This window comes from Streptomyces malaysiensis subsp. malaysiensis, assembly GCF_040653035.1.
In the GTDB taxonomy this organism is placed as follows: domain Bacteria; phylum Actinomycetota; class Actinomycetes; order Streptomycetales; family Streptomycetaceae; genus Streptomyces; species Streptomyces malaysiensis.
The window spans coordinates 58,445-81,484 of sequence record NZ_JBEZNG010000001.1 but is presented as its reverse complement, the minus strand read 5'-3'; the positions used below and the strand labels follow the sequence as shown (position 1 = coordinate 81,484).

21 protein-coding genes are annotated in these 23,040 nt (G+C 70.7%); 13 read left to right on the top strand and 8 right to left on the bottom strand.

All coding sequences use genetic code 11. The features are described from left to right. Positions 1-69: 69 nt before the first annotated feature. Complete coding sequence (locus tag AB0E24_RS00385; RefSeq protein WP_359374009.1) at positions 70-846, top strand: TetR/AcrR family transcriptional regulator; 777 nt, start codon at positions 70-72, stop codon at positions 844-846. Positions 847-920: 74 nt separating this feature from the next. Beyond that, the gene (locus AB0E24_RS00380) at positions 921-2,411 is read left to right on the top strand and encodes an MFS transporter (RefSeq protein ID WP_069866549.1); all 1,491 of its coding nucleotides are present in this window, start codon (positions 921-923) and stop codon (positions 2,409-2,411) included. A 93-nt stretch (positions 2,412-2,504) separates the two neighbouring features. Here AB0E24_RS00380 and AB0E24_RS00375 read toward each other — a convergent pair whose 3' ends face one another. Next, complete coding sequence (locus tag AB0E24_RS00375; protein WP_079259092.1) at positions 2,505-3,089, bottom strand: AhpC/TSA family protein; 585 nt, start codon at positions 3,087-3,089, stop codon at positions 2,505-2,507. 64 nt (positions 3,090-3,153) lie between these two features. Here AB0E24_RS00375 and AB0E24_RS00370 point away from each other — a divergent pair, with 64 nt between their 5' ends. Both AB0E24_RS00370 and AB0E24_RS00365 read left to right on the top strand, forming a co-directional pair. Continuing rightward, the gene (locus AB0E24_RS00370) at positions 3,154-3,768 is read left to right on the top strand and encodes a TetR/AcrR family transcriptional regulator (RefSeq protein ID WP_069866545.1); all 615 of its coding nucleotides are present in this window, start codon (positions 3,154-3,156) and stop codon (positions 3,766-3,768) included. 111 nt (positions 3,769-3,879) lie between these two features. After that, positions 3,880-4,464 (top strand): Uma2 family endonuclease, encoded by a 585-nt coding sequence (locus AB0E24_RS00365; RefSeq protein ID WP_079259093.1) that lies wholly within the window; start codon positions 3,880-3,882, stop codon positions 4,462-4,464. A 31-nt stretch (positions 4,465-4,495) separates the two neighbouring features. Here the strand turns inward: AB0E24_RS00365 and AB0E24_RS00360 are convergent, their stop codons facing one another. Both AB0E24_RS00360 and AB0E24_RS00355 read right to left on the bottom strand, forming a co-directional pair. After that, a complete protein-coding gene (locus AB0E24_RS00360; protein ID WP_232639947.1) occupies positions 4,496-5,452 on the bottom strand; it encodes a glycoside hydrolase family 6 protein in 957 nt (318 codons plus the stop codon). A 220-nt stretch (positions 5,453-5,672) separates the two neighbouring features. Beyond that, positions 5,673-7,304, bottom strand: coding sequence for an MFS transporter (locus tag AB0E24_RS00355; RefSeq protein ID WP_359374002.1), 1,632 nt, complete (start codon positions 7,302-7,304; stop codon positions 5,673-5,675). 96 nt (positions 7,305-7,400) lie between these two features. On the opposite strand from AB0E24_RS00355, the gene AB0E24_RS00350 reads away from it, so the two are divergent. Continuing rightward, entirely contained in the window at positions 7,401-8,051 is a 651-nt protein-coding gene (locus AB0E24_RS00350; RefSeq protein ID WP_359374000.1) for a TetR/AcrR family transcriptional regulator, read from the top strand. A gap of 168 nt (positions 8,052-8,219) precedes the next feature. Here the strand turns inward: AB0E24_RS00350 and AB0E24_RS00345 are convergent, their stop codons facing one another. Further along, on the bottom strand, positions 8,220-9,479 hold the full coding sequence (locus tag AB0E24_RS00345; RefSeq protein WP_069866537.1) for a PucR family transcriptional regulator: 1,260 nt from the start codon (positions 9,477-9,479) through the stop codon (positions 8,220-8,222). Positions 9,480-9,644: 165 nt separating this feature from the next. On the opposite strand from AB0E24_RS00345, the gene AB0E24_RS00340 reads away from it, so the two are divergent. The 3 genes from AB0E24_RS00340 (at position 9,645) to AB0E24_RS00330 (ending at position 12,919) form a co-directional block, all read left to right on the top strand. After that, positions 9,645-10,571: a proline dehydrogenase family protein gene (locus AB0E24_RS00340; RefSeq protein ID WP_251771583.1), complete on the top strand. Its 927-nt coding sequence runs from the start codon at positions 9,645-9,647 to the stop codon at positions 10,569-10,571. Between the two features lie 56 nt (positions 10,572-10,627). Continuing rightward, positions 10,628-12,259, top strand: a complete 1,632-nt coding sequence (gene pruA / locus AB0E24_RS00335; protein ID WP_079259097.1) for an L-glutamate gamma-semialdehyde dehydrogenase — start codon at positions 10,628-10,630, stop codon at positions 12,257-12,259. A 537-nt stretch (positions 12,260-12,796) separates the two neighbouring features. Beyond that, positions 12,797-12,919: a hypothetical protein gene (locus AB0E24_RS00330; protein WP_087684456.1), complete on the top strand. Its 123-nt coding sequence runs from the start codon at positions 12,797-12,799 to the stop codon at positions 12,917-12,919. Here AB0E24_RS00330 and AB0E24_RS00325 read toward each other — a convergent pair. After that, positions 12,913-14,502: a purple acid phosphatase family protein gene (locus AB0E24_RS00325; protein WP_359373995.1), complete on the bottom strand. Its 1,590-nt coding sequence runs from the start codon at positions 14,500-14,502 to the stop codon at positions 12,913-12,915. The two genes, AB0E24_RS00330 and AB0E24_RS00325, sit on opposite strands and share 7 nt — an antisense overlap. A 127-nt stretch (positions 14,503-14,629) precedes the next feature. Here AB0E24_RS00325 and AB0E24_RS00320 point away from each other — a divergent pair, with 127 nt between their 5' ends. The 5 genes from AB0E24_RS00320 to AB0E24_RS00300 all read left to right on the top strand — a co-directional run bounded on the left by AB0E24_RS00320 (position 14,630) and on the right by AB0E24_RS00300 (position 21,143). Beyond that, a complete protein-coding gene (locus AB0E24_RS00320) occupies positions 14,630-15,673 on the top strand; it encodes a 3-isopropylmalate dehydrogenase (RefSeq protein ID WP_069866529.1) in 1,044 nt (347 codons plus the stop codon). Between the two features lie 202 nt (positions 15,674-15,875). Beyond that, entirely contained in the window at positions 15,876-16,961 is a 1,086-nt protein-coding gene (locus tag AB0E24_RS00315; RefSeq protein WP_102937199.1) for a branched-chain amino acid aminotransferase, read from the top strand. 324 nt (positions 16,962-17,285) lie between these two features. Next, complete coding sequence (gene cimA, locus AB0E24_RS00310) at positions 17,286-18,884, top strand: citramalate synthase (RefSeq protein WP_147967501.1); 1,599 nt, start codon at positions 17,286-17,288, stop codon at positions 18,882-18,884. 378 nt (positions 18,885-19,262) lie between these two features. After that, positions 19,263-20,846 carry an acyl-CoA carboxylase subunit beta gene (locus AB0E24_RS00305; RefSeq protein ID WP_069866523.1) on the top strand — a complete coding sequence of 528 codons (1,584 nt, stop codon included), beginning with the start codon at positions 19,263-19,265 and terminating at the stop codon, positions 20,844-20,846. 57 nt (positions 20,847-20,903) lie between these two features. Further along, positions 20,904-21,143, top strand: coding sequence for an acyl-CoA carboxylase subunit epsilon (locus AB0E24_RS00300; protein WP_079153120.1), 240 nt, complete (start codon positions 20,904-20,906; stop codon positions 21,141-21,143). A 178-nt stretch (positions 21,144-21,321) separates the two neighbouring features. Here the strand turns inward: AB0E24_RS00300 and AB0E24_RS00295 are convergent, their stop codons facing one another. The 3 genes from AB0E24_RS00295 to AB0E24_RS00285 all read right to left on the bottom strand — a co-directional run bounded on the left by AB0E24_RS00295 (position 21,322) and on the right by AB0E24_RS00285 (position 23,039). Further along, complete coding sequence (locus AB0E24_RS00295) at positions 21,322-21,900, bottom strand: GTP-binding protein (RefSeq protein WP_075200410.1); 579 nt, start codon at positions 21,898-21,900, stop codon at positions 21,322-21,324. After that, positions 21,881-22,543 (bottom strand): DUF742 domain-containing protein, encoded by a 663-nt coding sequence (locus tag AB0E24_RS00290; protein ID WP_079153119.1) that lies wholly within the window; start codon positions 22,541-22,543, stop codon positions 21,881-21,883. The genes AB0E24_RS00295 and AB0E24_RS00290 overlap by 20 nt, the downstream gene beginning before the upstream one ends. A gap of 82 nt (positions 22,544-22,625) precedes the next feature. After that, a complete protein-coding gene (locus AB0E24_RS00285; protein WP_020868201.1) occupies positions 22,626-23,039 on the bottom strand; it encodes a roadblock/LC7 domain-containing protein in 414 nt (137 codons plus the stop codon). Position 23,040 lies beyond the last annotated feature (1 nt).

Here is a 23,040-nt window from a genome sequence, read left to right as displayed (position 1 = left end):
CGCTACGCTCATCGCTATGTGGAGAAAATTTCTCCACATAGCTTTGGTATGCGCTGTCAGGAGAGCCCCGTGTCCGCACACATCGACGCCGACGCCCTTGCCGACTCCCCGGTGCCGCCGCCCATGCGCGCCGACGCATGGCGCAACCGGGAGCAGATTCTGCGCGCCGCCCGTGAGGTCTTCGTCGATCAGGGGCCGGACGCCCCGCTGGATGAGATAGCCCGGCGGGCCGGGGTCGGGATCGCGACCCTCTACCGGCGGTTTCCACAGCGCGTCGATCTGCACCGAGGGGTCGCCATCGATGTGCTGACCGCACTGGGCGAGGCCGCGCACCGGGCCGCCGCCGAGGAGGACGATCCGTATCTCGCGCTGCGCCGGTTCATGCACGCCGCCCTCGATCTCAAGCTCGGCTCGGTGATGCCCGCGCTGCTGGGCCGCTTCTCCGTCCACGAGATCCTCGACGGCGTCTCCGGCGATGCCGTCGACCCGATCGACGCACTGCTCCTGCGCGCCCAGGCCCAGGGGCTGATCCGGCTCGATGTCGTCTTCGGCGACATCACGCTGATGATCATCCGGCTGTCGCGGCCGCTGCCCGGCGGCGGCCGGTTCGCCGCCGATGACGCCCTCGCCCATCGCCAACTGGATGTCTATATCGACGGGTTGCGCCCCACCGGCACCCCGCGCCCCACCACTCCGCTCGGCGGTCCGGCCGTCGATGCCGTGGCGTTCAAACGCCTCCGGAAACGAGTGATCGCCGACGCCCGCGAAGCCCACGAAGCGCGCGACGCCCGCGAAGCCCACGACGTCTGTGAAGCCCGGCCTGACGACGGCCCCGACGCGCACTGAGGCACCGACGCGGGCGCCTCCTCCTCCCGATCTTCCTCTCCGCTCGCCTTCCGCAAGACCAGAAAGGCATCGCCATGTCCCAGCTCTCGAAGTCGCCGCCCGAGGTGAACCCCCGGCGCTGGCTCGCCCTCGTCTTCATCGGCCTGGCCCAGCTGATGATCGTCCTCGATATCACCGTCGTGAACATCGCCCTGCCGTCGGCCCAGAAGGACCTCGGCATCTCCGACGGCGACCGGCAGTGGGTCATCACCGCCTACACCCTGGCGTTCGGCAGTCTGCTGCTGCTCGGCGGCCGGATCGCGGACTACACCGGCCGTAAGCGCACCTTCCTCATCGGCCTGCTGGGGTTCGCCGGGGCCTCCGCGCTCGGCGGCGCCGCCTCCGGTTTCGAGATGCTGCTCTCGGCCCGCGCCCTCCAGGGCGGGTTCGCCGCGCTGCTGGCCCCCGCGACGCTGTCGCTGCTCGCGGTGAACTTCACCGAGGCCCGTGAGCGCGCCAAGGCGTTCGGCATCTTCGGCGCGATCGCGGCGGGCGGCGGTGCGATCGGGCTGGTCATCGGCGGCCTGCTGACCGAGTACCTCGACTGGCGCTGGTGCCTGTACGTCAATGTGCCGATCGCGATCGTCGCCGCCATCAGCTGGTCCGTACTGCCCGCCGACACCCGCACCGAGGGCCGCGCCCGATTCGACATTCCCGGAGTGCTGCTGGCGGTGGGCGGGCTGGTGGCCGTGGTCTACGGATGCAGCGAGGCCGAGTCCAAGGGCTGGGACTCCCGGCTGGTGACCGGGCTGCTCATCCTGGGCGCGGTGCTGCTCGTCGCCTTCGTCCTGGTGGAGCGGAGCGTGGCGCGGCCGCTGCTGCCGCCGCGCGTGCTGGCGGACCGCACCCGCGGCAGCGCCTATCTGGCGGTCGGCCTCTCGGTGGTCGGCATGTTCGCGATGTTCCTCTTCCTCACGTACTACATGCAGCTCGTCAAGGGGTACTCGGCGCTGCTCACCGGTGTGGCGTTCCTGCCGATGACCGGGGCGGTGCTGATCGGCGCGGGCGGTGTCGCCTCCCGTCTCATCCCCAAGGTGCCGCCGCGGCTGCTGGTGGCGCCCGGTCTGCTGATCGCGGCCGCGGGTGTCGCGCTGCTGGTGCCCCTGGACGTCGATAGCTCGTACGCGGTCGGGCTGCTGCTCCCCGAGCTCCTGGTCGGCTTCGGCATGGGCCTGGTGATGGCGCCCGCGATGAACTACGCGACCCATGGGGTGGAGGAGGGGGACGCGGGCATCGCGTCCGCCACCGTCAACACCGCCCAGCAGATCGGCGGTTCGATCGGTACGGCGATGCTCAACACCATCGCCACCAGCGTGACCTCCGACTACATGGCCTCGCACGCCCGGCAGATGACACCGCGGACCGCCAAGGCCGGTCTGGTCGAGGGCTTCTCCCAGGCGTTCGTGGTCTCCTCCTTGATCCTGGTGGGCGCCGCGGTGGTCGTGGCGCTGCTGATGAACACCCCGCGTCCCGTACGGCAGCCGGGCGCCGAAGGCGCCACCCCGCTGCCCGCGCATATGGGCTGACGGCGGCTCGGGCCCGGGACGTCCCGGATATTCCGGGCGCCCGGGAGGCCCTTCGCTCCATCGCCGGAGCGGAGGGCCTCCGGCGGTGGTGGGTCAGGGGGTGGGGTCGGGGCGCGGCGCGCGGGCGGCCAGCTCCAGCAGCTCATCCACCGACCACTGGTCATAGGCGTGCTCGCCGTGCTTGGCGGCGATGACGCGGCCGTCCCCGCCGATGCCGTCTCCGAGGATCAGGAAGTCCGCGGGGAGTCCGAGGCGGCCCCCGGGCTGGCTGGGCGCGGGGAGCTTCTCCCGGCCGCGGAGGACCGCCCACACCCCGGTGACCAGCGCCCATACGATCGGCCCCCAGGCGCGCGGGCTGAGCAGGGCCCTGCGCGCCTGCTCCACCCCGAACTCCCGGTAAAGCCGCTTCCGGGGGTCGGCGATGACGGCGAACGGCAGGTCGTCCGTGTGCTTCCGCAGCTCCTCGGCGGGGGAGTGGAAGACCACCACCTCCCGGATTCCGGCCGCCTCGATCTCCTGGTGGCGCCGCACGATCGACCGCAGATGGAGATTGCAGACGGGGCATCCGGCGAAGCGCCGGAACTGGAGGTGGATCAGCCGGCCGGAGTCGGGCACGGCGACGGCTGGCCCGGTCACCGGGGTGAGGGTACGGGCGGAGACGACGGAACCGGGCTCCACGGGAGCCCCAAGCGTACGGCATACGCCTACCAGCGTAGGCGTATGCCGTACGCTGTCAACCGCCATGCCACGACCTCGCTCCCTCACCCCCGACCAGCTGGCCTCGGCCGCCCTCGCCGTCCTCGACCGCGAAGGGCTCGCCGGGCTCTCGATGCGCGCCGTCGCCAAGGAACTCGGGATGAGCACGATGGGGCTCTACCGCTATGTGGACGACCGCGAGGAGCTCGAAGGGCTGGTGGTCGAGCGCGTCCTCGGCGCCGTCGACACCACGCCGCCCGATCCCGGAGCCCCATGGGACGAACGGCTCCGGACCATGGTCGGCCGGCTGCGCGACACGGTCGGCGCCCACCCCGCGGTCCTCCCGCTGACCCTCGCCCACCGGCACCGTTCCCCCAGCTCACTGCGGTGGGCGGAGACGGTGCTCGGGATCCTCACCGAGGCGGGCCTGGACGGCGAACGCCGAGTGCTCGCCCTGCGCGCCCTGCTCGGCTATGTGATCGGCGCGATCCAGCTCGAACACCTGGGACCGCTGTCCGGTGCGGGCACGGTCACGATCTCCGAGCTGCCGTCCGATGAGTTCCCGTACCTGGCCGACACCGCACGACAGGCGCGGAGCGTGGGGGCGGAGCGGGAGTTCTTCGGCGGCCTGGAGGTCTTCCTGCGCGGGCTGGGCGCATAGCCGGGTCCGCGTCAACGCCGGGGTCGCCGCTCACCTGTGTGGGTGGCGTCCCCGGCGTTCCCGCCCGCTACCCTTGGTCACGCGGCCAGAATCCCGTCCATGGGAGGAACCATGACTGCTGAACCGCTTCCGGCCTGGGCCTTTCCGCCCCCGGGCGGATTCACCGCAGACGACCTTGACCGCATTCCGGATCTCCCGCCGCACACTGAGCTGATCGACGGGAGCCTGGTTTTCGTGAGTCCGCAGAAGAGTTTTCACTCGCTGGCGATGTATTTGCTGGAGAAGGGGCTCCGGGCGTCGGTGCCGGAGACGCTGCGGGTGCGCCGCGAGATGACGATCACTCTCGACAGCGGCAACCGTCCCGAGCCGGATATCTCCGTCGTGCGGGCCGAGGCGACCACCGCTGACGCCCATGAGACGGGCTACAAGGCTGTTGACACCGTCCTCGCGGTAGAGGTGGTGTCGCCGGAATCGCAACTTCGCGACCGCAAGCGGAAGCCGCAGCTCTATGCCGAGGCGGGGATCCAGCACTTCTGGCTGATCGAGAAGGACGCGGGCAGCCGCCCCGTTGTGCACGTGTACGAGCTGGATTCAGTGACCGGCTGCTACGTCCCCTCCGGTATCCACCACGAGCGCCTGAAGCTCACGGTCCCCTTCGACATCGACATCGACCTCACCGAGATCGACCGGCTGTAGGCCCCTCGGACGCCGAGGGGCCGGCCGGTGGCTAGCCCGCCATTTCGTAGGCGTAGTCCGGGGAGAAGGTGCCCGCCGGGCCCGCACAGCCGTCTACTTCGCCCGGGGGCTTGACCCACAGGTAGGCGTCGATGGCCGGGTCGCCGGTGTTCGCCGTCGGGTTCTCGCCGACCTTGCGGCCGTGGGGGTCGCACCAGGCGTTGTCGGGGGCGGGGCCATTGCCGTTGCGGCTGGTGTCGATGACGGCGGTGAGCCCCGAGGAGGTGCCGAGTTGAGCGAGCACGCTCTTGGTGAAGGCCACCTCGTCGGCGGTGCGGCGGAAGTTGGAGACATTGCTGTAGATGCCGTCGCCGCTGGTCAGCACACCGGCCGAACGAAGGCGTGACGCCTGGACGGAAGCGCTGTTCCAGGCGGAGTGCCCGGCGTCGAAGTACACCCGGGCGTTGGGGTTGGCGCTGTGGATCGCGGAGGCCGCGCGGGCCAGTGAGGCGTAGCGGCCGCTCAGCTCGGAGGAGGAGAGGCAGCTGATGAGCGCGATCGAGTCGGGTTCGAGGATGATGACGGCCGGCCCGCTGCCCAGCCCGGCGGCGAAGTCGCGCGCCCAGGCGTCATAGCTCGCGAGGTCGGGTGCGCCGCCCGCGGAGGCCCCGCCGCAGTCGCGGTTGGGGATCTGATACGTCACCAGGACCGGGGTCCGGCCCTCGGCGGAGGCGGCGGAGGTGACCTTGCGGACGTCCTCGGTGACGGTGGTGGGGGAGTACCGGGAGAACCACAGGGCCTGGGGCTGACTGGCGATCCGCGAAGCGATGAGCGGCTGCCGGGAGTCGCCGGGGTTGGCGGCGACCCATTTGTTGACGAGCGAGTCGGGGCTGTTGAAGAACTCCGTGGTGCCCGGCAGTTCGCCCGCGACGGCCTGTGGTGTGTGGGCCGCGCCGATCAGGAAGGCGGCGGCGAGCCCGGCCGCCGCTAACGCTCTGGTGATGCGCATGGTGCGTCACTCCTCTCGCGTGGGGCTGCTCAGCTCTTCGGCTGCCATGTCCGGCCGCCGTTCTCTGGTTGCCGCCGAGCGGGAAATGGTTGCCGCCTTGTTCGAAGGGGATTCGGTGTGCGGACGGCCGCGAGGCGCCGCCGCGCGGCGGTCAACTCGCCTCGCGCACAACGCCGGAGGGGACCTCACCGTGGCGAGGTCCCCTCCGGAGTTTCTCCGCTCAGTGGCTCGGCGCCACCTCGCGGCCCGCCGTCTCCTCGCCGTCCGCCGCCGTCGCGTGCCCGCCGGTCGAGGGCGTGCCCCCGGCCGTGGGCCCGGCGGACCCGACCCTGCGCAGCGTCACCAGGGCCAGGACCGCGGCCGCCACCAGGACCAGCGCCCCGGCGCCGCACGCGATCCGCATCCCGTGGGTGAACGCCTCGCGCGCCGCGTCCAGCATCTGGTCCCCGGCCTGTCCCTTCAGCCGGCCCGCCACCGCGACGGCCGCGCCCAGCGTCTCGCGCACCTGGTCGAGCGCGTCGGTGGGCAGCGCCTCGGTGGGCGGTCCGCCGCCCAGCGAGTCCTTGACATCACTCCGGTAGACGGCGGTGCCGACGCTGCCGAGCACCGCCATGCCCATCGCCCCGCCGAACTCCTGGCCCGTCTCCAGCAGCGCGGCCGCCGAACCGGCCCGCTCGGGCGGGACGGTGCCGATCGCCATGTCGGTGACCAGCGACATCACCGCGACGATCCCACTGGCGAGGACGGCGGCGCCGATCAGCACGGTCCACAGCGAGTCCGGCCCGGCCAGGGCCAGAATCCCGTAGCCGATGGCCCCGGTGACGAAGCCCGCGCCGATCACCGAGGCCCGGTCGGCACCGCGCTGGACCGCCGCGGCCGCAGCCGGTCCGGCGATGCCGACGCATACGGACGGGGCCAGGCTCCACAGCGCCGCCTCCAGCGCGCCCTTGCCGAGCACCGACTGAAGGTACTGGGTGGTGAAGTAGGCCGAGCCCATCATGGCGAAGGTGGCCAGCGCGTTGAGCGCGATCGACGGGCCGAAGCCGCGGTGGTGGAACAGCTGAGGGCTGATCATCGCGTCGCGGCGGGTGAGTTGGCGCCGTACGAAGACGGCGCCGATGGCGAGACCGGCCACGATGGACAGCACCGGGATCAGGCCGAGGCCGTTGTCGGCGGCCGTCTTCTTCAGTCCGTAGATCACCGGGAGCACGGCGGCCATCGACAGCGGCACGCTCGGCAGGTCGAACGGACCGGGCGCGGGGTTCTTGAACTCCGGCACGAGGAGCGGCACCAGCGCCAGCAGCAGCACCATCGCGGGGACGTTGATCAGGAAGACCGAGCCCCACCAGAAGTGCTCGATCATCACCCCGCTCATCACCGAGCCCAGCGCGATACCGCCCGCCATGGCCGATGACCAGATCGCGATCGCCTTGGCCCGCTGTTTCTCGTCGAGGAAGAGATTGCGGACCAGCGCCATCGTCGACGGCATCAGCGTGGCACCGCCGATTCCGAGCACCGCCCGTGCGGCGATGAGCATGTCGGCGCTCTGCGCGTACGCCGCCGCGATCGACGCGGCGCCGAAGGCCGCGGCCCCGAACAGCAGCAGCTTCCGCCGCCCGAAGCGGTCGCCCAGCGCGCCCATGGTGATGAGCAGCCCGGCGAGGGCGAAGGCGTAGATGTCGAAGATCCACAGCTGCTGAGTGGAACTGGGGTGCAGCTCCCGGCTGATGGCCGGCACCGCGAAGTACAGCACCGACACATCCATGGAAACCAGGAGGAGCGGAAGCATCAGGACGACGAAGGCGGTCCATTCCCTGCGTCCGGCGCGGAGGCCGGTGGAAGTCGGGGTCATGCCACGGACTATACGAACGTCTTAAACAAGCGTCTAGTACGGCTGTGTAAAACAAACGTCTAGGACGGTCGTATGGGATCGGGATACCCTTGCGGCATGGGACATCGAGAGGATCTGCTGACCGGGGCCAAGCGCTGCCTCGAGGAGAAGGGCTGGTCCCGTACGACGGCGCGGGACATCGTGGCCGCCTCGGGCGCCAATCTGGCCTCCATCGGCTACCACTACGGCTCCAAGGACGCCCTGATGAGGGAGGCGCTCTTCGCCTCCATGAGCGACTGGGCCGATGACGTCCAGCGGTCCTTCGAGGCGGACGAACCGGTCGGCGGCGGCCGGGACGCCGGGCTGCGGGAGCGGTTCGAGACCCGGTGGACCCGGGTGCTCGAGCTGTTCGACAAGCACCAGGGGGTGTGGCGGTCCCAGCTGGAGGCGATCCTCCAGGTTCGACACGACCCCGAGCTGCGCGCGGCCTTCGGGCGGGCCCAGCCGGAGGGGCGCCAGGGGCTGGTGGGGATGATGCACGGTGTTGACGAGAGCGAGGTCGACGAGGAGACCTCGCGGGTCATGGGCTCGTTCTATATGACCCTGGTGAGCGGGATGATCGTCCAGATGGCCATCGACCCCGACCTCATGCCCAGCGCCCACGACCTGGTCGAGGCGATGCGGCGGATCCTCGGCGAGGCGCCCGAGGCGCCCGAGACCTCCGCGACTCCCGAAGCTCCCGCTGTCCCCGAGGTCCCCGCGAGCTGAGATCGGCCCTGAGCGGATCGGCGCTGGTCGGCCGCGGTTCGGCGGTGCGTCCCCAAGGGGCGCGGGGCTGTGTCGATGCGCGGCTCCGCCGCGCGAGCGCGACCGGCCACGACGGTGCCGCTGACGATCGACGGCAGGTCAGGGCAGTTCCGGCGGAGCGCTTGGCGCTCAGCGCCGCGGCGGCCCCAGCCGCGCGGCCTTGAGGGTCATATGCAGCAGCAGCCGGTCCTCGCCCGCGTCCAGGTCGAGACCGGTCAGCTGCCGTACCCGGGAGAGGCGGTAGTAGAGCGTCTGCCGGTGGATGCCCAGCCGCTGGGCGGTGCGTCCGGCCTGGCCCGCGCAGTCGAGGAAGGTCTCGGCGGTGCGGGCGAGTTCGGCGTGGGCGGGCTCCAGCAGGGGCCGTACGGCGGCGTCCGGCTGGAGCGCGGGCAGGGCGGCCAGCAGCCGGTACGGGCCGATGGCACTCCACTCCGCGACCGGCCCCAGGCGCGGGTCGGCGTGGGCCGCCCGGGCGGCGGCCAGGGCCTCCTGCCAGGCGGCGGGCAGCTCCTCCAGTCCGCGCCGGGGCGCGCTGACCCCCGCGGCCGCCTTGGCCGGCGGCTCCCCCCGGGCCACGGCCGCAGCCGTACCACCGGCCGTGGCCCGGGGGGAGCGCAGCAGCTGTTCGGCCGTGGTGCGGGCCGGGTCCAGGGCGGTGGCCGCGCGCAGCCGGACCAGCGCCGCGAGCCCCGCCCCGGCCGTCGCGTCCCCGGGCAGCGCGCACGCGGCCACGATGCCCGGGAGGTGGGGGAGGCCCGGGTGATCCGCGTCCTCGCCGGTCCCCGGTGTCCACGGCACCACCGCCACCAGCGCCAGCGGCCCGTCGGCCGCTCCGCGCAGCGCGGTCCGCAGCTGGGTGCGGGCGGCGTCCCGTCCGGCCGGCGGTGCGGTCAGCACATCGCGCAGCAGCTCGCCGAGCTCCTCCCCGGCCCGAGCCTCGGCCGCCAGCAGCGCCCCGATGCGGGCCGCGGTCTCCATGGCGCGGGCCAGCCGGGGGTCGGGCGCGCCCGTGGGGCCGCCCAGCTCCAGATCGGAGAGATGGCCGTCGTCCAGCAGCCAGACATAGCCGTGCACCACCCCGCGGTGCCGGACGGGCAGGCAGATACGGCCCATGAACACCCCGGCCGCCGGGTCGGGCGGAATCCGCAGTGGCGCCTGCGCCCGTGCGATCCCGAACGCCTCGAACCAGGCCCGTACCGCCGCGGTCGAGCGGCGCTGGAGGATCGAGCGGGTGCGCACCGGGTCCAGCGCGGGCTCCTCCGTGTCCTCGCCGTCCTCACTGTCCTGGGCGCCGAAGGCGATCAGCGCGAAGTCCCGGTTCTCCAGGGTCGCGGGTGCCCGGAGCACCGCCGTGATCTCGTCCACCAGCTGCTGGTAGTCGTCGCGCATGGGTCCCGCCTCTTCCCGGATTCGCCCCTCACATTCTCATACAGGTGTCTGAGATCCCGGCCACGGATGCGTGACAGCTGTCGATGGTCCGGGATCCGCGCCATCCTTAGGTTTCACGGTGAGTCGTCGATGCCGTTCATCGGCCGTCATCGTGGAGGTGCCCCGATGCTGGGACCCGTGCTGCTCGCCGCTTCGCGCAGTGCCGCCATCCGCCGTATCGTCTCGGCCGCGCCGGTCACCCGCCCGATGGTGGACCGCTTCATCGCCGGGGAGCGGCTGGCCGAGTCCCTGGGGGCGGTGCGGTCGCTGACCGCCCGCGGCCTGGAGGTCACCCTGGACCATCTGGGCGAGGATGTGACCGACCGGGCCGAGGCGCTGCGCAGCCGTGACGCCTATCTGGCGCTGACCGAGGCGCTGGCCACCGAGGGGCTCGCGGGGCACGCGGAGATGTCCGTGAAGCTCTCCGCCTTCGGGCAGGCGCTGCCCGGGGGCCACGATCTGGCGCTGGCCAATGTGACCCCGGTCGTGGAGGCCGCCGCCGCTGCGGGCACCACGGTGACCCTCGACATGGAGGACCACACCACGGTGGACTCCACCCTCGCCGTCCTCGCCGAGCTGCGCGGCCGCTTCCCGCAGACCGGCGCGGTCCTCCAGTCCTACCTCTTCCGGACCGAGGACGACTGCCGGGCGCTGGCCGGGGAAGGCTCCCGGGTGCGGCTGGTGAAGGGTGCGTACAAGGAGCCGGCGAGCGTCGCCCACCAGGACAAGCGCGAGGTGGACCGGGCCTATGTGCGCTGCCTGAAGATCCTCATGGCCGGTGAGGGCTACCCCATGATCGGTTCGCATGATCCGCGCATGGTCGCCATCGCCCAGGACCTCGCGCACCGGCTCGGGCGCAAGCTGGACGAGTACGAGTTCCAGATGCTGTACGGGATCCGCGCGGCGGAGCAGGAGCGGCTGGTGGCCGAGGGTCACCGTATGCGGGTTTACGTCCCGTATGGCACAGACTGGTATGGGTACTTCATGCGCCGCCTCGCGGAGCGCCCCGCCAACCTCACATTCTTCCTGCGCTCGCTGGTCGGCAGTCGCTGACCGCTCCCGCCATCGCAGACCTCGCAACCCGACGATCGAAGGAGACAACGGCCATCATGGACGCCGTCACCCAGGTCCCCGTGCCGGTGAACGAGCCGGTGCACAGCTACGCCCCCGGCACCCCGGAGCGCGCCCGCCTCGAGACCAGGCTCAAGGAGCTCGGCGAGAACCCCATCGACCTGCCGATGACCATCGGCGGTGAGAAGCGGATGGGAGCGGGGGAGCGCTTCGACGTCGTCCAGCCGCACAACCACTCCGCCCGTCTGGGCACCTACGCCAACGCCACCCGGCAGGACGCGCGGGACGCGATCGACGCCGCCCTGGCCGCGGCCCCGGCGTGGCGCGCGCTGAGCTTCGACGACCGCGCCGCGGTCATCCTCAAGGCCGCCGATCTGCTCTCCGGCCCCTGGCGGGAGAAGCTGGCCGCCTCCACCATGCTGGGCCAGTCGAAGACCGCGCAGCAGGCCGAGATCGACACCCCCTGTGAGCTGATCGACTTCTGGCGCTTCAATGTCCACTTCGCGCGCCAGATCCTGGCCGAGCAGCCGGTGACCAACTCGCCCGGGGTCTGGAACCGTACCGACCACCGGCCGCTGGAGGGGTTCGTCTACGCGATCACCCCCTTCAACTTCTCCGCCATCGCGGGCAACCTCCCGACCGCCCCCGCCCTGATGGGCAATGTGGTGATCTGGAAGCCGTCGCCGACCCAGACGCACGCCGCCGTGCTGCTGATGGAGCTGCTGGAGGAGGCCGGACTGCCCAAGGGCGTGATCAACCTGGTCACGGGCGACGGCAAGGAGGTCTCCGAGGTGGCGCTGGCCCACCCGGACCTCGCGGGCATCCACTTCACCGGTTCGACCCGGACCTTCCAGTACCTGTGGAAGACGGTCGGCAACAACATCGAGAACTACAAGACCTATCCGCGGCTGGTCGGGGAGACCGGCGGCAAGGACTTCATCGTCGCCCACCCGTCCGCCGACCCGGCGGTGCTGAAGACGGCGATGACCCGCGGCGCCTTCGAGTTCCAGGGCCAGAAGTGCTCCGCGGCCTCCCGTGCCTATGTGCCGCGCTCCCTGTGGGAGAACGGCCTCAAGGAGGAGTTCGCCACCGAGGTCGACGGGCTGACCATGGGCGATGTGACCGAACTCGGCAACTTCATGGGCGCCGTCATCGACGAGCGCGCCTTCGCCAAGAACAAGGCGGCGATCGACCGGGCGGCGTCCGATCCGACGGTCGAGATCGTCGCGGGCGGCACCTACGACGACAGCGAGGGCTGGTTCGTCCGCCCGACCGTGCTGGTCTCCACCGACCCGGAGAACGAGATCTTCAAGGACGAGTACTTCGGCCCGATCCTCGGGGTGTACGTCTACGAGGACGGCGAGTACGACGCGATGCTCCAGCAGATGGAGTCGGCCGCCCCGTACGGGCTGACCGGCGCCGTGATCGCGCAGGACCGCGCGGCGGCCGCCGCCGCCTGCGAGGCGCTGCGCTTCGCGGCCGGCAACTTCTACATCAACGACAAGCCGACCGGTGCCGTCGTCGGCCAGCAGCCCTTCGGCGGCGGCCGCGCGTCCGGCACCAACGACAAGGCGGGCGCCAAGCAGAACCTGATGCGCTGGACCTCCACCCGCTCCATCAAGGAGACCCTGGTTCCGCCGACCGACTACCGCTACCCGCACATGGGCTGACCCCGCCCGAAGGGGCCGTCCCGCACGCCCCGCAACCCCGCCCCCGGACCGCTTTCGTGTGGTCCGGGGGCGCGGTGCTGTCAGGGGGCGCGTAGGGGGAAATCTGTGGACGCCCGATACGCGGCGGTGCTAGCGTCAACCAGTCAAGTAGGCACTATTTACCGCAGTTTACGTGGGTAACCAGGCGCGGGACGGCCCACGGATGCGATCGGCCGCCGTTGGTCGAGGCCGGACGGGGGTCGGCCTCGATCACCGGCGCGACGCCGAAATGTGCTCACCCTGGGTCAGTGGCCGATGTCACCCTGTTCGCGTCTCAGATAGTAGGACGTCCGACTAATTGTGCAGACACTGACGCTCCGCTGCCTTACTTTTGTGGAAGCCGAACGTCTCGCTGGATCCAGCGATGGCGGCCGAGGCCGGTGCATATCGCGCAGGTGACCCCTGCCGCACCCAGGCCCCCGCCCCTTCCGGCAGCCACCTTCTCGGGGAGCTTTCCTTCCTCCCGGTCCACCGGGGTTCAGCAGAGGAGATGTGATCATGGCCGAGACGACTGTCCGCAGGATCCGCCGCAAGACCGACGACACCGACCGCAAGAAGGCGGCCGCCGCGCTCCAGCGCGCCCTGGACCGCAGGGACAACGGCGGTGCGACCGGTCACTGACCTCCGGGCCGGGTGACCTCGAAGCGGTCCACCCGCTCGCCCGACTCCGCCAGGGCCGTGACCGTCAGCCTGGGGCGGGGACCCGGCTCCGCCTCCACCGCGAGGAAGGAGAAGCCGGTGTAGCGGACCCGGGACCAGTCCACGCCGGCCCGGTTCTTCTCCCCGTCCTCCGTCCAGTGGTAGCTCTTCACCTCGTCGAGGTCCTTGACGTGCCCTTCGTAGCTGTCGGGCACCGGGAACCCGTAGAGCTTCGCGCCCGCCCCGCCCGCCGTCACGTAGACGATCCCGTCGCGCACCGCGTCGGCGCCGCCCTCCACCGGGACCCGGCGGGTGACCTTGCCGCCCCGGATGGCGTCGGTCCGCTCGTAGACGTGGTTGTGGCCGTTGATGACCAGGTCCACCTGGTGTTTCTCGAACAGCGGCACCCAGGTGTCGCGCACTCCGCCGTCCGAGGCGTGGGCGCTGGTCGTGGAGTAGGCGCAGTGGTGGAAGAAGACCACCAGGAAGTCGATGCCGGGCCGGTCGCGCAGCTGCCCCAGGCGCCGGTCCAGCCAGCGGGTCTGGGCGCCGTCCGTATACCCCTTGTTGACGGGGATCTCGTACGACACGTCATTGGCGTCCAGGGCGATCACGCCCACGTTCCCGTAGACGAACGAATAGACGCCGGGCGCCTTGCGCGGGTCCGGGCCGTTGTCCGGCAGTGACCAGCGGGCCAGCTGGCCGCCGTAGCCGTCGGGGGAGTACCACGCCTCCATGTCGTGATTGCCGGTGGTCACCATCCACGGCACGCTCGCCGCGACCGAGTCGGTCTGGGCGAGGAAGGAGTCCCAGACCCGGGCGTCGTACAGGTCGGACTTCTTCCCATGGCCGGTGGTGTCCGCGTAGCACAGATCCCCGGCGTGCAGATGGAACGACGGATTCTGGCCAAGGATCAGCTGGTCGTTGGCGAGCGCGTCATAGCTCACGCCCTGGTCGCCGAAGGCGGTGAAGACGAACTTCCCGGGCCGCTCCGGCGCGGTGCGGAAGGTGCTCACGGACGCGAAGTGACGCGGTTCCGCCGGGTCGCGGTCCGCGTGGCCGACGCCGTAGTAATAGGTGACCCCGGGGCGCAGGCCCTCCACCGCGGCGTGCAGATAGAACTGGTCCACCGCGGGCAGCTCGTCGCTCAGCGACGGGGTGTGCAGATGGCGGACCTCGGCCTCGACCTTGCGGGTGAGCTCCAGCGGGCTCGTGCCGATCCGCACATACGGCTTCCGCACCGCGAACGGCACCTGCCAGGAGATCCGCATCTGGGTCCGCGGATCGGCGCCGAAGGCCAGATGGCGGCCGAACGGGGCGACCCGCGCACCGTCCACCGTGGCCGCCCCCGGCCCCGGCCTCCGGGTCGCGGCCGGCGCCGGCTTGGCGTCGGCCGCGCACGCCGCCCCGCCCAGCAGCCCCGCGCCCGCGACCGTGCCCGCCGTGGCGGCGCCCCCGCGCAGCACCCGGCGGCGGGAGAGCCGGTCACGCAGATACTCGTGCTGCTCCGCCAGGGTCATCCGCCGGGCGAGCCGCTCGGGTATGCCGAACCGTGGTGTGTCCATGGACCGGAATGTCCCCCGGGCGGTCAACGGCGCACCGTACAGGGGGTGAACGGATGATTGCCGCTGGGCGTCTGTCCGAATGGCGGACGGCTATGTCAATCCATGGGACGAGCGGTAGGGTCCGGGTATGTCTCGCAGCATTCGCCTCGCAGTGATCCCCGGTGACGGTATCGGCCAGGAAGTCGTGGCCCAGGGCCTGAAGGTCCTCTCCGCCGCCCTTCCGCAGGACGTGAAGCTGGAGACCCGGAGTTACGACCTCGGCGCCCGGCGCTGGCACGCCACCGGCGAGACCCTGCCGGACGCGGACCTGGAGTCGCTGAAGAACCACGACGCGATCCTGCTCGGCGCCATCGGTGACCCGTCGGTGCCCTCGGGCGTGCTCGAGCGCGGGCTGCTGCTCAAGCTGCGCTTCGCCTTCGACCACTACGTCAACCTGCGTCCGTCGAAGCTCTTCCCGAACACCCCGACCCCGCTGGCCGGCCGCCCCGACATCGACTTCGTGGTCGTCCGCGAGGGCACCGAGGGCCCGTACACGGGCAACGGCGGCAGCCTGCGGACCGGTACCCCGGCCGAGGTCGCCACCGAGGTCAGCGTCAACACCGCCTACGGTGTCGAGCGCGTGGTCCGGGACGCCTACGAGCGTGCCGACGCCCGGCCGCGCAAGAAGCTGACCCTCGTGCACAAGAACAACGTCCTGGTGCACGCCGGCCACCTGTGGAAGAACATCTTCGACCGGGTCGGCCAGGAGTACCCCGAGGTCACCACCGACTATCTGCATGTCGACGCCGCGACGATCTTCTTCGTCACCCAGCCCGAGCGGTTCGACGTGATCGTCACCGACAACCTCTTCGGTGACATCCTCACCGACCTCGCCGCCGCCGTCACCGGCGGCATCGGACTCGCCGCGAGCGGCAACATCAACCCCTCCGGCGCCTTCCCGTCGATGTTCGAGCCGGTCCACGGCTCCGCGCCGGACATCGCGGGCACCGGCAAGGCCGACCCGACGGCGACCGTCCTGTCGGTGGCCCTGCTGCTCCAGCACCTGGGATACGAGGCCGAGGCGGCCCGTATCGAGACCTCCGTCGCACAGGACCTCGCGGAGCGGACCGGCGACACGCCGCGCACCACCGACGAGATCGGCGACGCGCTCGCCGCCCGAGTATCCGGCTGACCCCAGCCTGTGCCAGCGCGCGGCTGGGTGCGACCATCGACCTGGGCCGCGCGTTTCACAACGTTCCTTCACCGGCCCCACCCAGGAGATAATCCCCGGTGGGGCCGCTGTGTGAAGAAGAGCTTGGACGTCCTAGTACCGATCCACGGGCAGGATGGTGTGAGCGCGGTCCGCCACAACCGAAGGTGAAGGACTACCTGCCATGACGACGCCCACGATCGAGCTCAAGCCCTCCTCCCACCCCCTCCCGGCCGCTGAGCGGGAGAAGATTCTGGCCAGCCCCGGATTCGGCCGCCACTTCACCGATCACATGGTGACCATCAAGTGGACGGAGGGCCGCGGCTGGCACGAGGCCCAGCTCGTGCCGTACGCCCCGCTCTCGCTCGACCCGGCGAACATGACGCTGCACTACGCCCAGACCATCTTCGAGGGGCTCAAGGCGTACCGCCGGCCCGACGGCACCGTGGCCACGTTCCGCCCCGAGCAGAACGCCGAGCGGTTCCAGTCGTCCGCGCGCCGCATGGGCATGCCCGAGCTCCCCGTCCAGACCTTCATCGAGGCGTGTGACGCGCTGGTCACCCAGGACAAGGCGTGGGTCCCGGGCCATGGCGAGGAGTCCCTCTACCTGCGGCCCTTCATGTTCGCCACCGAGGTCGGGCTGGGCGTCCGGCCCTCGAACGAATACCTCTTCGTGGTGATCGCCTCCCCGGCCGGGGCCTACTTCCCCGGCGGTGTGCAGCCGGTCTCGGTGTGGCTCTCGGAGGAGTACGTCCGCGCGGCCCCCGGCGGCACCGGCGCGGCCAAGACCGGCGGGAACTACGCGGCCTCCCTGGTGGCCCAGGCCCAGGCCGCCGAGCAGGGCTGTGACCAGGTGGTCTGGCTGGACGCGATCGAGCGCCGCTGGATCGAGGAGATGGGCGGGATGAACCTGTACTTCGTGTACGGGAACCGCATCGTGACCCCCGAGCTGTCCGGTTCGCTGCTGCCCGGGATCACCCGCGCCTCGCTGCTGCGGATCGCCGCCGACCTCGGCTACGAGGTCGGTGAGGGCCGGATCTCCGTCGACGACTGGCGCGAGGGCAACGCCGACGGCACCCTGACCGAGGTCTTCGCCTGCGGTACGGCGGCCGTGATCACCCCGGTCGGCTCGGTCAAGTCCGCCCGGGCGAACTGGACGGTGGCCGACGGGAAGCCGGGCGAGGTGACGATGCGGCTGCGCAAGGCGCTGCTGGACATCCAGACCGGTGTCGCCCCGGACCCGCACGGCTGGATGCACCCCCTGGGCTGATCCGCGGGCGTCACCTCGTTGACACCGGCGGTTCGCATCCTGAGACGGATGGGAGCACGGGGGCGGAATGTGCCACACTGCCTCCGTGCTCTCGTTCGCCATGATTATTGGCAGCAGGCGCGCCGGTCCGCAGTGACCGCCCGTACGACCCGGTACGGGACGGCCACCGTGCCCCAGACCCGCGCGCAGACCTCTCGCACCCGCGAGGGGTCTTTTCGTTTTCCGGACCATCCCTCCGGACGCGAAGCGTGAGGGATCATAGGAGGGGCGCGGAACCGGACATTCCGGTAGACCGAGATCCATCCGACAGGAGCCAGACCAACCATGAAGGATCTGCCCGACGACGGTTTCCATGTCTTCGACACCACGCTCCGCGACGGAGCGCAGCGCGAGGGCATCAACCTGACGGTCGCGGACAAGCTGACCATCGCCCGTCACCTGGACGACTTCGGCGTGGGCTTCATCGAGGGCGGCTGGCCCGGCGCCAACCCGCGCGACACGGAGTTCTTCGCCCGGGCCCGCGCCGAGATCGACTTCCGGCACGCCCAGCTGGTGGCGTTCGGCGCGACCCGTAAGGCGGGGGTGCGTGCCGAGGACGACCCCCAGGTCAAGGCGTTGCTGGACTCCGGGGCGCCGGTGATCACCCTGGTGGCGAAGTCCCACGACCGCCATGTGGAGCTGGCCCTGCGCACCACGCTCGAGGAGAACCTCGCGATGGTCCGCGAGACCGTCGCCCATCTGCGGTCCCAGGGCCGCCGGGTCTTCCTCGACTGCGAGCACTTCTTCGACGGCTACCGGGCCAACCCCGCCTACGCCAAGCAGGTCGTCGCCGCCGCCCATGAGGCGGGCGCCGAGGTGGTGATCCTCTGCGACACCAACGGCGGCATGCTCCCCGGCCAGATCGACGCGGTGGTCCGCACCGTGCTGGCCGACACCGGCGCCCGGCTGGGCATCCACGCCCAGGACGACACCGGCTGCGCGGTCGCCAACACCCTCGCCGCCGTGGACGCGGGCGCCACCCACGTCCAGTGCACGGCCAACGGCTACGGCGAGCGGGTGGGCAACGCCAACCTCTTCCCGGTCGTCGCGGCCCTGGAGCTGAAGTACGGCCGCCGGGTGCTGCCGGAGGGCGCCCTGGAGGAGATGACCCGGATCTCGCACGCGATCGCCGAGGTCGTCAATCTGACGCCGTCCACTCACCAGCCCTATGTGGGTGTTTCCGCCTTCGCGCACAAGGCCGGGCTGCACGCCTCCGCGATCAAGGTCGACCCGGATCTGTACCAGCACATCGACCCCGAGCGGGTCGGCAACACCATGCGGATGCTCGTCTCCGACATGGCCGGCCGGGCGTCGATCGAGCTCAAGGGCAAGGAGCTGGGCTTCGACCTCGGCGGTGACCGGGCGCTGGTGGGCCGGATCGTCGAACGGGTCAAGGAGCGGGAGCTCGCGGGCTACACCTACGAGGCCGCCGACGCCTCCTTCGAGCTGCTGCTGCGCCAGGAGGTCGACGGCCGTCCCCGCCGCTACTTCCGGGTCGAGTCCTGGCGGGCGATCGTCGAGGACCGCCCGGACGGCACCCATGCCAACGAGGCCACCGTGAAGCTGTGGGCCAAGGGCGAGCGGATCGTCGCCACCGCCGAGGGCAACGGCCCGGTCAACGCCCTGGACCGGGCGTTGCGGGTGGGGCTGGAGCGGATCTACCCGCAGCTGGCGACGATGGAGCTGGTGGACTACAAGGTCCGCATCCTGGAAGGCAAACACGGCACCGAGTCCACGACCCGGGTGCTGGTCTCCACCGCGGACGGCCAGGGGGAGTGGTCGACGGTCGGCGTCGGGGGGAACGTGATCGCCGCGTCCTGGCAGGCCCTGGACGACGCCTACGCCTACGGGCTGCTGCGGGCCGGGGTGGATCCCCAGGAGTGACCTCGGCCCCACAGGGCTGTCAGCGCTGATGGCGCCGACAGCCCCGATGGCCCCGACGCTCCTGAGGATGCGGTTGGTGCGGTATCGGCGGCGGCCGGAGTAAGGTGCGGGGAGCGGAGCGTCGGCAGACGTGCTCCGTTGCCCGATCCGGCCGCACGGCCGCTCCGGCGGCTGCCGCCCATCCGGGTGGTCGCGCCTGCCCCTCACCCGGTCGCGGCCTGGAGGTTTGTGGGGTGCCGACAGGGCCGATAGTCCTTTGGGACACCAGGTAGTGGGAAAGCCGCTGTCCAGTTCTGTTCCGCCTGCCCACCAAAACGCCCTTGACGTTGTAGGGAATTGACATGCGTTTCCGGGGGCCTGGGAACGTACCGTCATTGCATGACCAATCTCGAAGGTGCGCCTGCTGAGGCGAGTGACGTTCGCGGGCGCGTCGCCGAGCTGCACGCGATTCGCGAGCAGGCTCGGCGTGGCCCGAGCGAGCGGGCGACCGAGGCCCAGAAGGCCAAGGGGAAGCTGACGGCTCGCGAGCGGATCGATCTGCTGCTTGACGAGGGGTCCTTCAACGAGGTGGAGCCGCTGCGGCGGCATCGTGCGACCGGGTTCGGGCTCGAGGCCAAGAAGCCTTACACCGACGGTGTCGTCACCGGCTGGGGGACCGTCCACGGACGGACGGTGTTCGTCTACGCACACGATTTCAGGATCTTCGGCGGGGCGCTGGGGGAGGCCCACGCGACCAAGATCCACAAGATCATGGACATGGCCATCTCGGCCGGGGCGCCGCTGGTGTCCCTCAACGACGGCGCCGGTGCCCGTATCCAGGAGGGCGTCTCGGCGCTCGCCGGATACGGCGGCATCTTCCAGCGGAACACCAAGGCGTCCGGTGTCATCCCCCAGATCAGCGTGATGCTCGGCCCGTGCGCGGGCGGCGCGGCGTACTCCCCGGCGCTGACGGACTTCGTCTTCATGGTCCGGGAGACCTCTCAGATGTTCATCACCGGACCCGATGTGGTCCAGGCGGTGACGGGCGAGAAGGTCAGCCAGAACGGACTGGGCGGCGCGGATGTGCACGCCGAGACCTCGGGCGTGTGCCACTTCGCCTACGACGACGAGGAGAGCTGCCTGGAGGAGGTCCGCTACCTCCTGTCGCTGCTGCCGCAGAACAACCGCGAGAACCCGCCGACCGTCGAGTCCGACGACCCGGCCTCCCGGCGCGGCGACTCGCTGCTCGACCTCGTCCCGGCCGACGGCAACCGGCCGTACGACATGCGCAAGGTCATCGAGGAGATCGTCGACGACGGCGAGTACCTCGAGGTCCACGAGCGCTGGGCGACCAACATCATCTGCGCGCTGACCCGGCTCGACGGCCAGGTGGTCGGCATCATCGCCAACCAGCCGCAGTCGCTGGCCGGGGTGCTGGACATCGAGGCGTCGGAGAAGTCCGCGCGCTTCATCCAGATGTGCGACGCCTTCAACATCCCGCTGGTCACCTTCCTCGACGTGCCCGGCTTCCTGCCCGGTGTGGACCAGGAGCACGGCGGGATCATCCGGCACGGCGCCAAGATGCTGTACGCGTACTGCAACGCCACCGTGCCGCGGATCTCCGTCATCCTGCGCAAGGCGTACGGCGGCGCGTACATCGTGATGGACTCCCAGTCCATCGGCGCCGACCTGACCTACGCCTGGCCCACCAACGAGATCGCGGTGATGGGTGCCGAGGGCGCCGCCAATGTGATCTTCCGCCGTCAGATCGCCGGGGCCGACGACCCCGAGGCCATGCGCGCCCGCATGGTCAAGGAGTACAAGTCCGAGCTGATGCACCCGTACTACGCGGCCGAGCGGGGGCTGGTCGACGATGTGATCGACCCGGCCGAAACCCGTGAGGTCCTGATCCGGTCCCTGGCGATGCTGCGTGACAAGCACGCCGACCTGCCGTCCCGTAAGCACGGCAACCCACCGCAGTAGTCCCTGAGTTCATGACCTCGCGCGAGACGCTCGCGTGACAAGGGAGAAGAGACGACCGTGAGCACACCCAGCGATATCGCCGATCCCGCCGCCGCGGCGACGGCCACCCTGGTCCGGGTCGAGAAGGGCCACGCCGACGCCGAGGAGCTCGCCGCGGTCACCGCGGTGCTGCTCGCCCGCGCGGCCGCCGGCACCCACCGGACCGCCGGCTCCACCCGCCCCAGCCGCAGCGCCGCCCGCTGGCGCCGTCTGGAGCGCCGCCCGGCGTTCAGCGCGCCGCACAGCTGGCAGGGCTGAGCGCCCCCGGCGCCCCGCCGCCCCCGGACGGCCGCACACCGCCCGGTGGCCACGGCCCCGCGCCGAGCGCGTAAGCGCGCCGGACGCCCGCCGAAGTGCGCCGGACGCCCGCCGGAACGCACAAATCCCCTGTTCTCCTGGGAGAGCAGGGGATTTTGGCTTCTGCCGCCGGCCTCGGCTACCGCAGCCGGGCCATCAGCGCGTGCTCGACCAGCGTGATCAGCGCGCTCTTGGCCTCGCTGCGGTGGCGGGCGTCGGTGGTGATGATCGGCGCGTCGGGGCCGATCTGGAGTGCCTCGCGGACCTCTTCGGGGTTGTAGGGCTGGTGTCCGTCGAAGCCGTTGAGGGCGATGACGAAGGGCAGTCCGGAGTTCTCGAAGTAGTCGACCGCCGGGAAGCAGTCGGCGAGCCGGCGGGTGTCCACCAGGACGACCGCGCCGATGGCACCACGGACCAGGTCGTCCCACATGAACCAGAAGCGGTCCTGGCCCGGCGTACCGAACAGGTACAGGATCAGGTCCTGGTCCAGCGTGATGCGGCCGAAGTCCATCGCCACCGTGGTGGTGGTCTTGTCCGGTGCATGGGTGAGATCGTCGATCCCCGCCGAGGCGGAGGTCATCACGGCTTCGGTGCGCAGCGGGTTGATCTCCGAGACCGCGCCGACGAACGTGGTCTTGCCCACGCCGAAGCCGCCCGCCACCACGATTTTCGCGGAGGTGGTGGAGCGGGCTGCACCGCTAGAGCTTGCGAAGTCCACTGAGCACCCTTTCGAGCAGTGTCACGTCAGGCTGACCGCCGGCGGATTCGTCACCGCCGGGCTGATGAATGGCGACGAGCCCCGCCTCGGCCAGGTCGGCTACGAGGATGCGGGCTACGCCGAGCGGGATGGTGAGCAGTGCGGAGATCTCGGCGACCGACTTGATCTCGCGGCACAGTTGGCAGATCCGCTGGTGCTCGGGCAGCTGGCCCTGGAGCTGAGCGGGTTCGGCCGTGGTGTGCACCAGCGCCTCGATGGCGAGCTGGTACCGGGGCCGGGTCCGGCCCCCAGTCATGGCGTACGGGCGCACCAGAGGGTTATGAGTGCTGCCCGCGGGGGAGGAAGTTTCCGGAGCGGGGCGCGCAGGCGGCTGTACGGGCTCGATACGCGGCGCGGGAGGCGCGTCGTACCAAGACCCCTCCGACGGCCCCTGAGGCGCGTAGGAGGGCGTGTACGGCTGTTGCTGGGGCCGCTGCGGCTGCCGCCGCGGGGGCTGCTGCTCCCGCTGTGGCTCCGGCTGCTGTGGGGAGCGGGCCTGGCGGCTGGGTGCGGAGGGGAAGTTGAAGCGCTTCACTGGACCCTCTCCGCGCGGTTCGGACGGCTGCCCGTGGGCGTACGGATATCCGCTAGGGGGCGTTGCCACGTGTCCTCCTCCAACTCGCCTGTCTTGCCGGTCGCGCCACCGCACCCTATGGCGCGGTGGCGCGAAACGCACTCCATGTTTGCTAGTTGAGAAGACTGCCCTGCAATTCCGCGCGGAGATCCGGGGTGAGGACGTTGCCCGCGCGATCGACCAGCAGGGCCATCTCGTAGCCGACGAGGCCGATGTCGCACTCGGGGTGGGCGAGTACGGCGAGGGAGGATCCGTCGGAGATGGACATGATGAAGAGGAAGCCTCGTTCCATTTCGACGACGGTCTGGTTGACCACGCCGCCTTCGAAGATGCGGGAGGCTCCGGAGGTGAGCGAGGTCAGGCCGGAGGCCACCGCCGCCAGTTGATCGGCTCGGTCACGGGGGAAGCCTTCGGACATCGCCAGAAGGAGTCCGTCGGCGGAGACCACCACCGTGTGGGACACCCCGGGGGTGTTGTCCACGAAGTTCGTGATCAACCAGTTCAGGTTCTGCGCCGCCTGGCTCATC

Coding starts and splice junctions, on each gene's coding strand:
- AB0E24_RS00380 (WP_069866549.1), top strand. CDS start 921: ATGTCCCAGCTCTCGAAGTCGCCGCCCGAGGTGAACCCCCGGCGCTGG.
- AB0E24_RS00365 (WP_079259093.1), top strand. CDS start 3,880: ATGACTGCTGAACCGCTTCCGGCCTGGGCCTTTCCGCCCCCGGGCGGA.
- cimA (WP_147967501.1), top strand. CDS start 17,286: ATGAAGGATCTGCCCGACGACGGTTTCCATGTCTTCGACACCACGCTC.
- AB0E24_RS00350 (WP_359374000.1), top strand. CDS start 7,401: ATGGGACATCGAGAGGATCTGCTGACCGGGGCCAAGCGCTGCCTCGAG.
- pruA (WP_079259097.1), top strand. CDS start 10,628: ATGGACGCCGTCACCCAGGTCCCCGTGCCGGTGAACGAGCCGGTGCAC.
- AB0E24_RS00305 (WP_069866523.1), top strand. CDS start 19,263: ATGACCAATCTCGAAGGTGCGCCTGCTGAGGCGAGTGACGTTCGCGGG.
- AB0E24_RS00360 (WP_232639947.1), bottom strand. CDS start 5,452: ATGCGCATCACCAGAGCGTTAGCGGCGGCCGGGCTCGCCGCCGCCTTC.
- AB0E24_RS00345 (WP_069866537.1), bottom strand. CDS start 9,479: ATGCGCGACGACTACCAGCAGCTGGTGGACGAGATCACGGCGGTGCTC.
- AB0E24_RS00330 (WP_087684456.1), top strand. CDS start 12,797: ATGGCCGAGACGACTGTCCGCAGGATCCGCCGCAAGACCGACGACACC.
- AB0E24_RS00370 (WP_069866545.1), top strand. CDS start 3,154: ATGCCACGACCTCGCTCCCTCACCCCCGACCAGCTGGCCTCGGCCGCC.
- AB0E24_RS00355 (WP_359374002.1), bottom strand. CDS start 7,304: ATGACCCCGACTTCCACCGGCCTCCGCGCCGGACGCAGGGAATGGACC.
- AB0E24_RS00285 (WP_020868201.1), bottom strand. CDS start 23,039: ATGAGCCAGGCGGCGCAGAACCTGAACTGGTTGATCACGAACTTCGTG.
- AB0E24_RS00320 (WP_069866529.1), top strand. CDS start 14,630: ATGTCTCGCAGCATTCGCCTCGCAGTGATCCCCGGTGACGGTATCGGC.
- AB0E24_RS00325 (WP_359373995.1), bottom strand. CDS start 14,502: ATGGACACACCACGGTTCGGCATACCCGAGCGGCTCGCCCGGCGGATG.
- AB0E24_RS00340 (WP_251771583.1), top strand. CDS start 9,645: ATGCTGGGACCCGTGCTGCTCGCCGCTTCGCGCAGTGCCGCCATCCGC.
- AB0E24_RS00315 (WP_102937199.1), top strand. CDS start 15,876: ATGACGACGCCCACGATCGAGCTCAAGCCCTCCTCCCACCCCCTCCCG.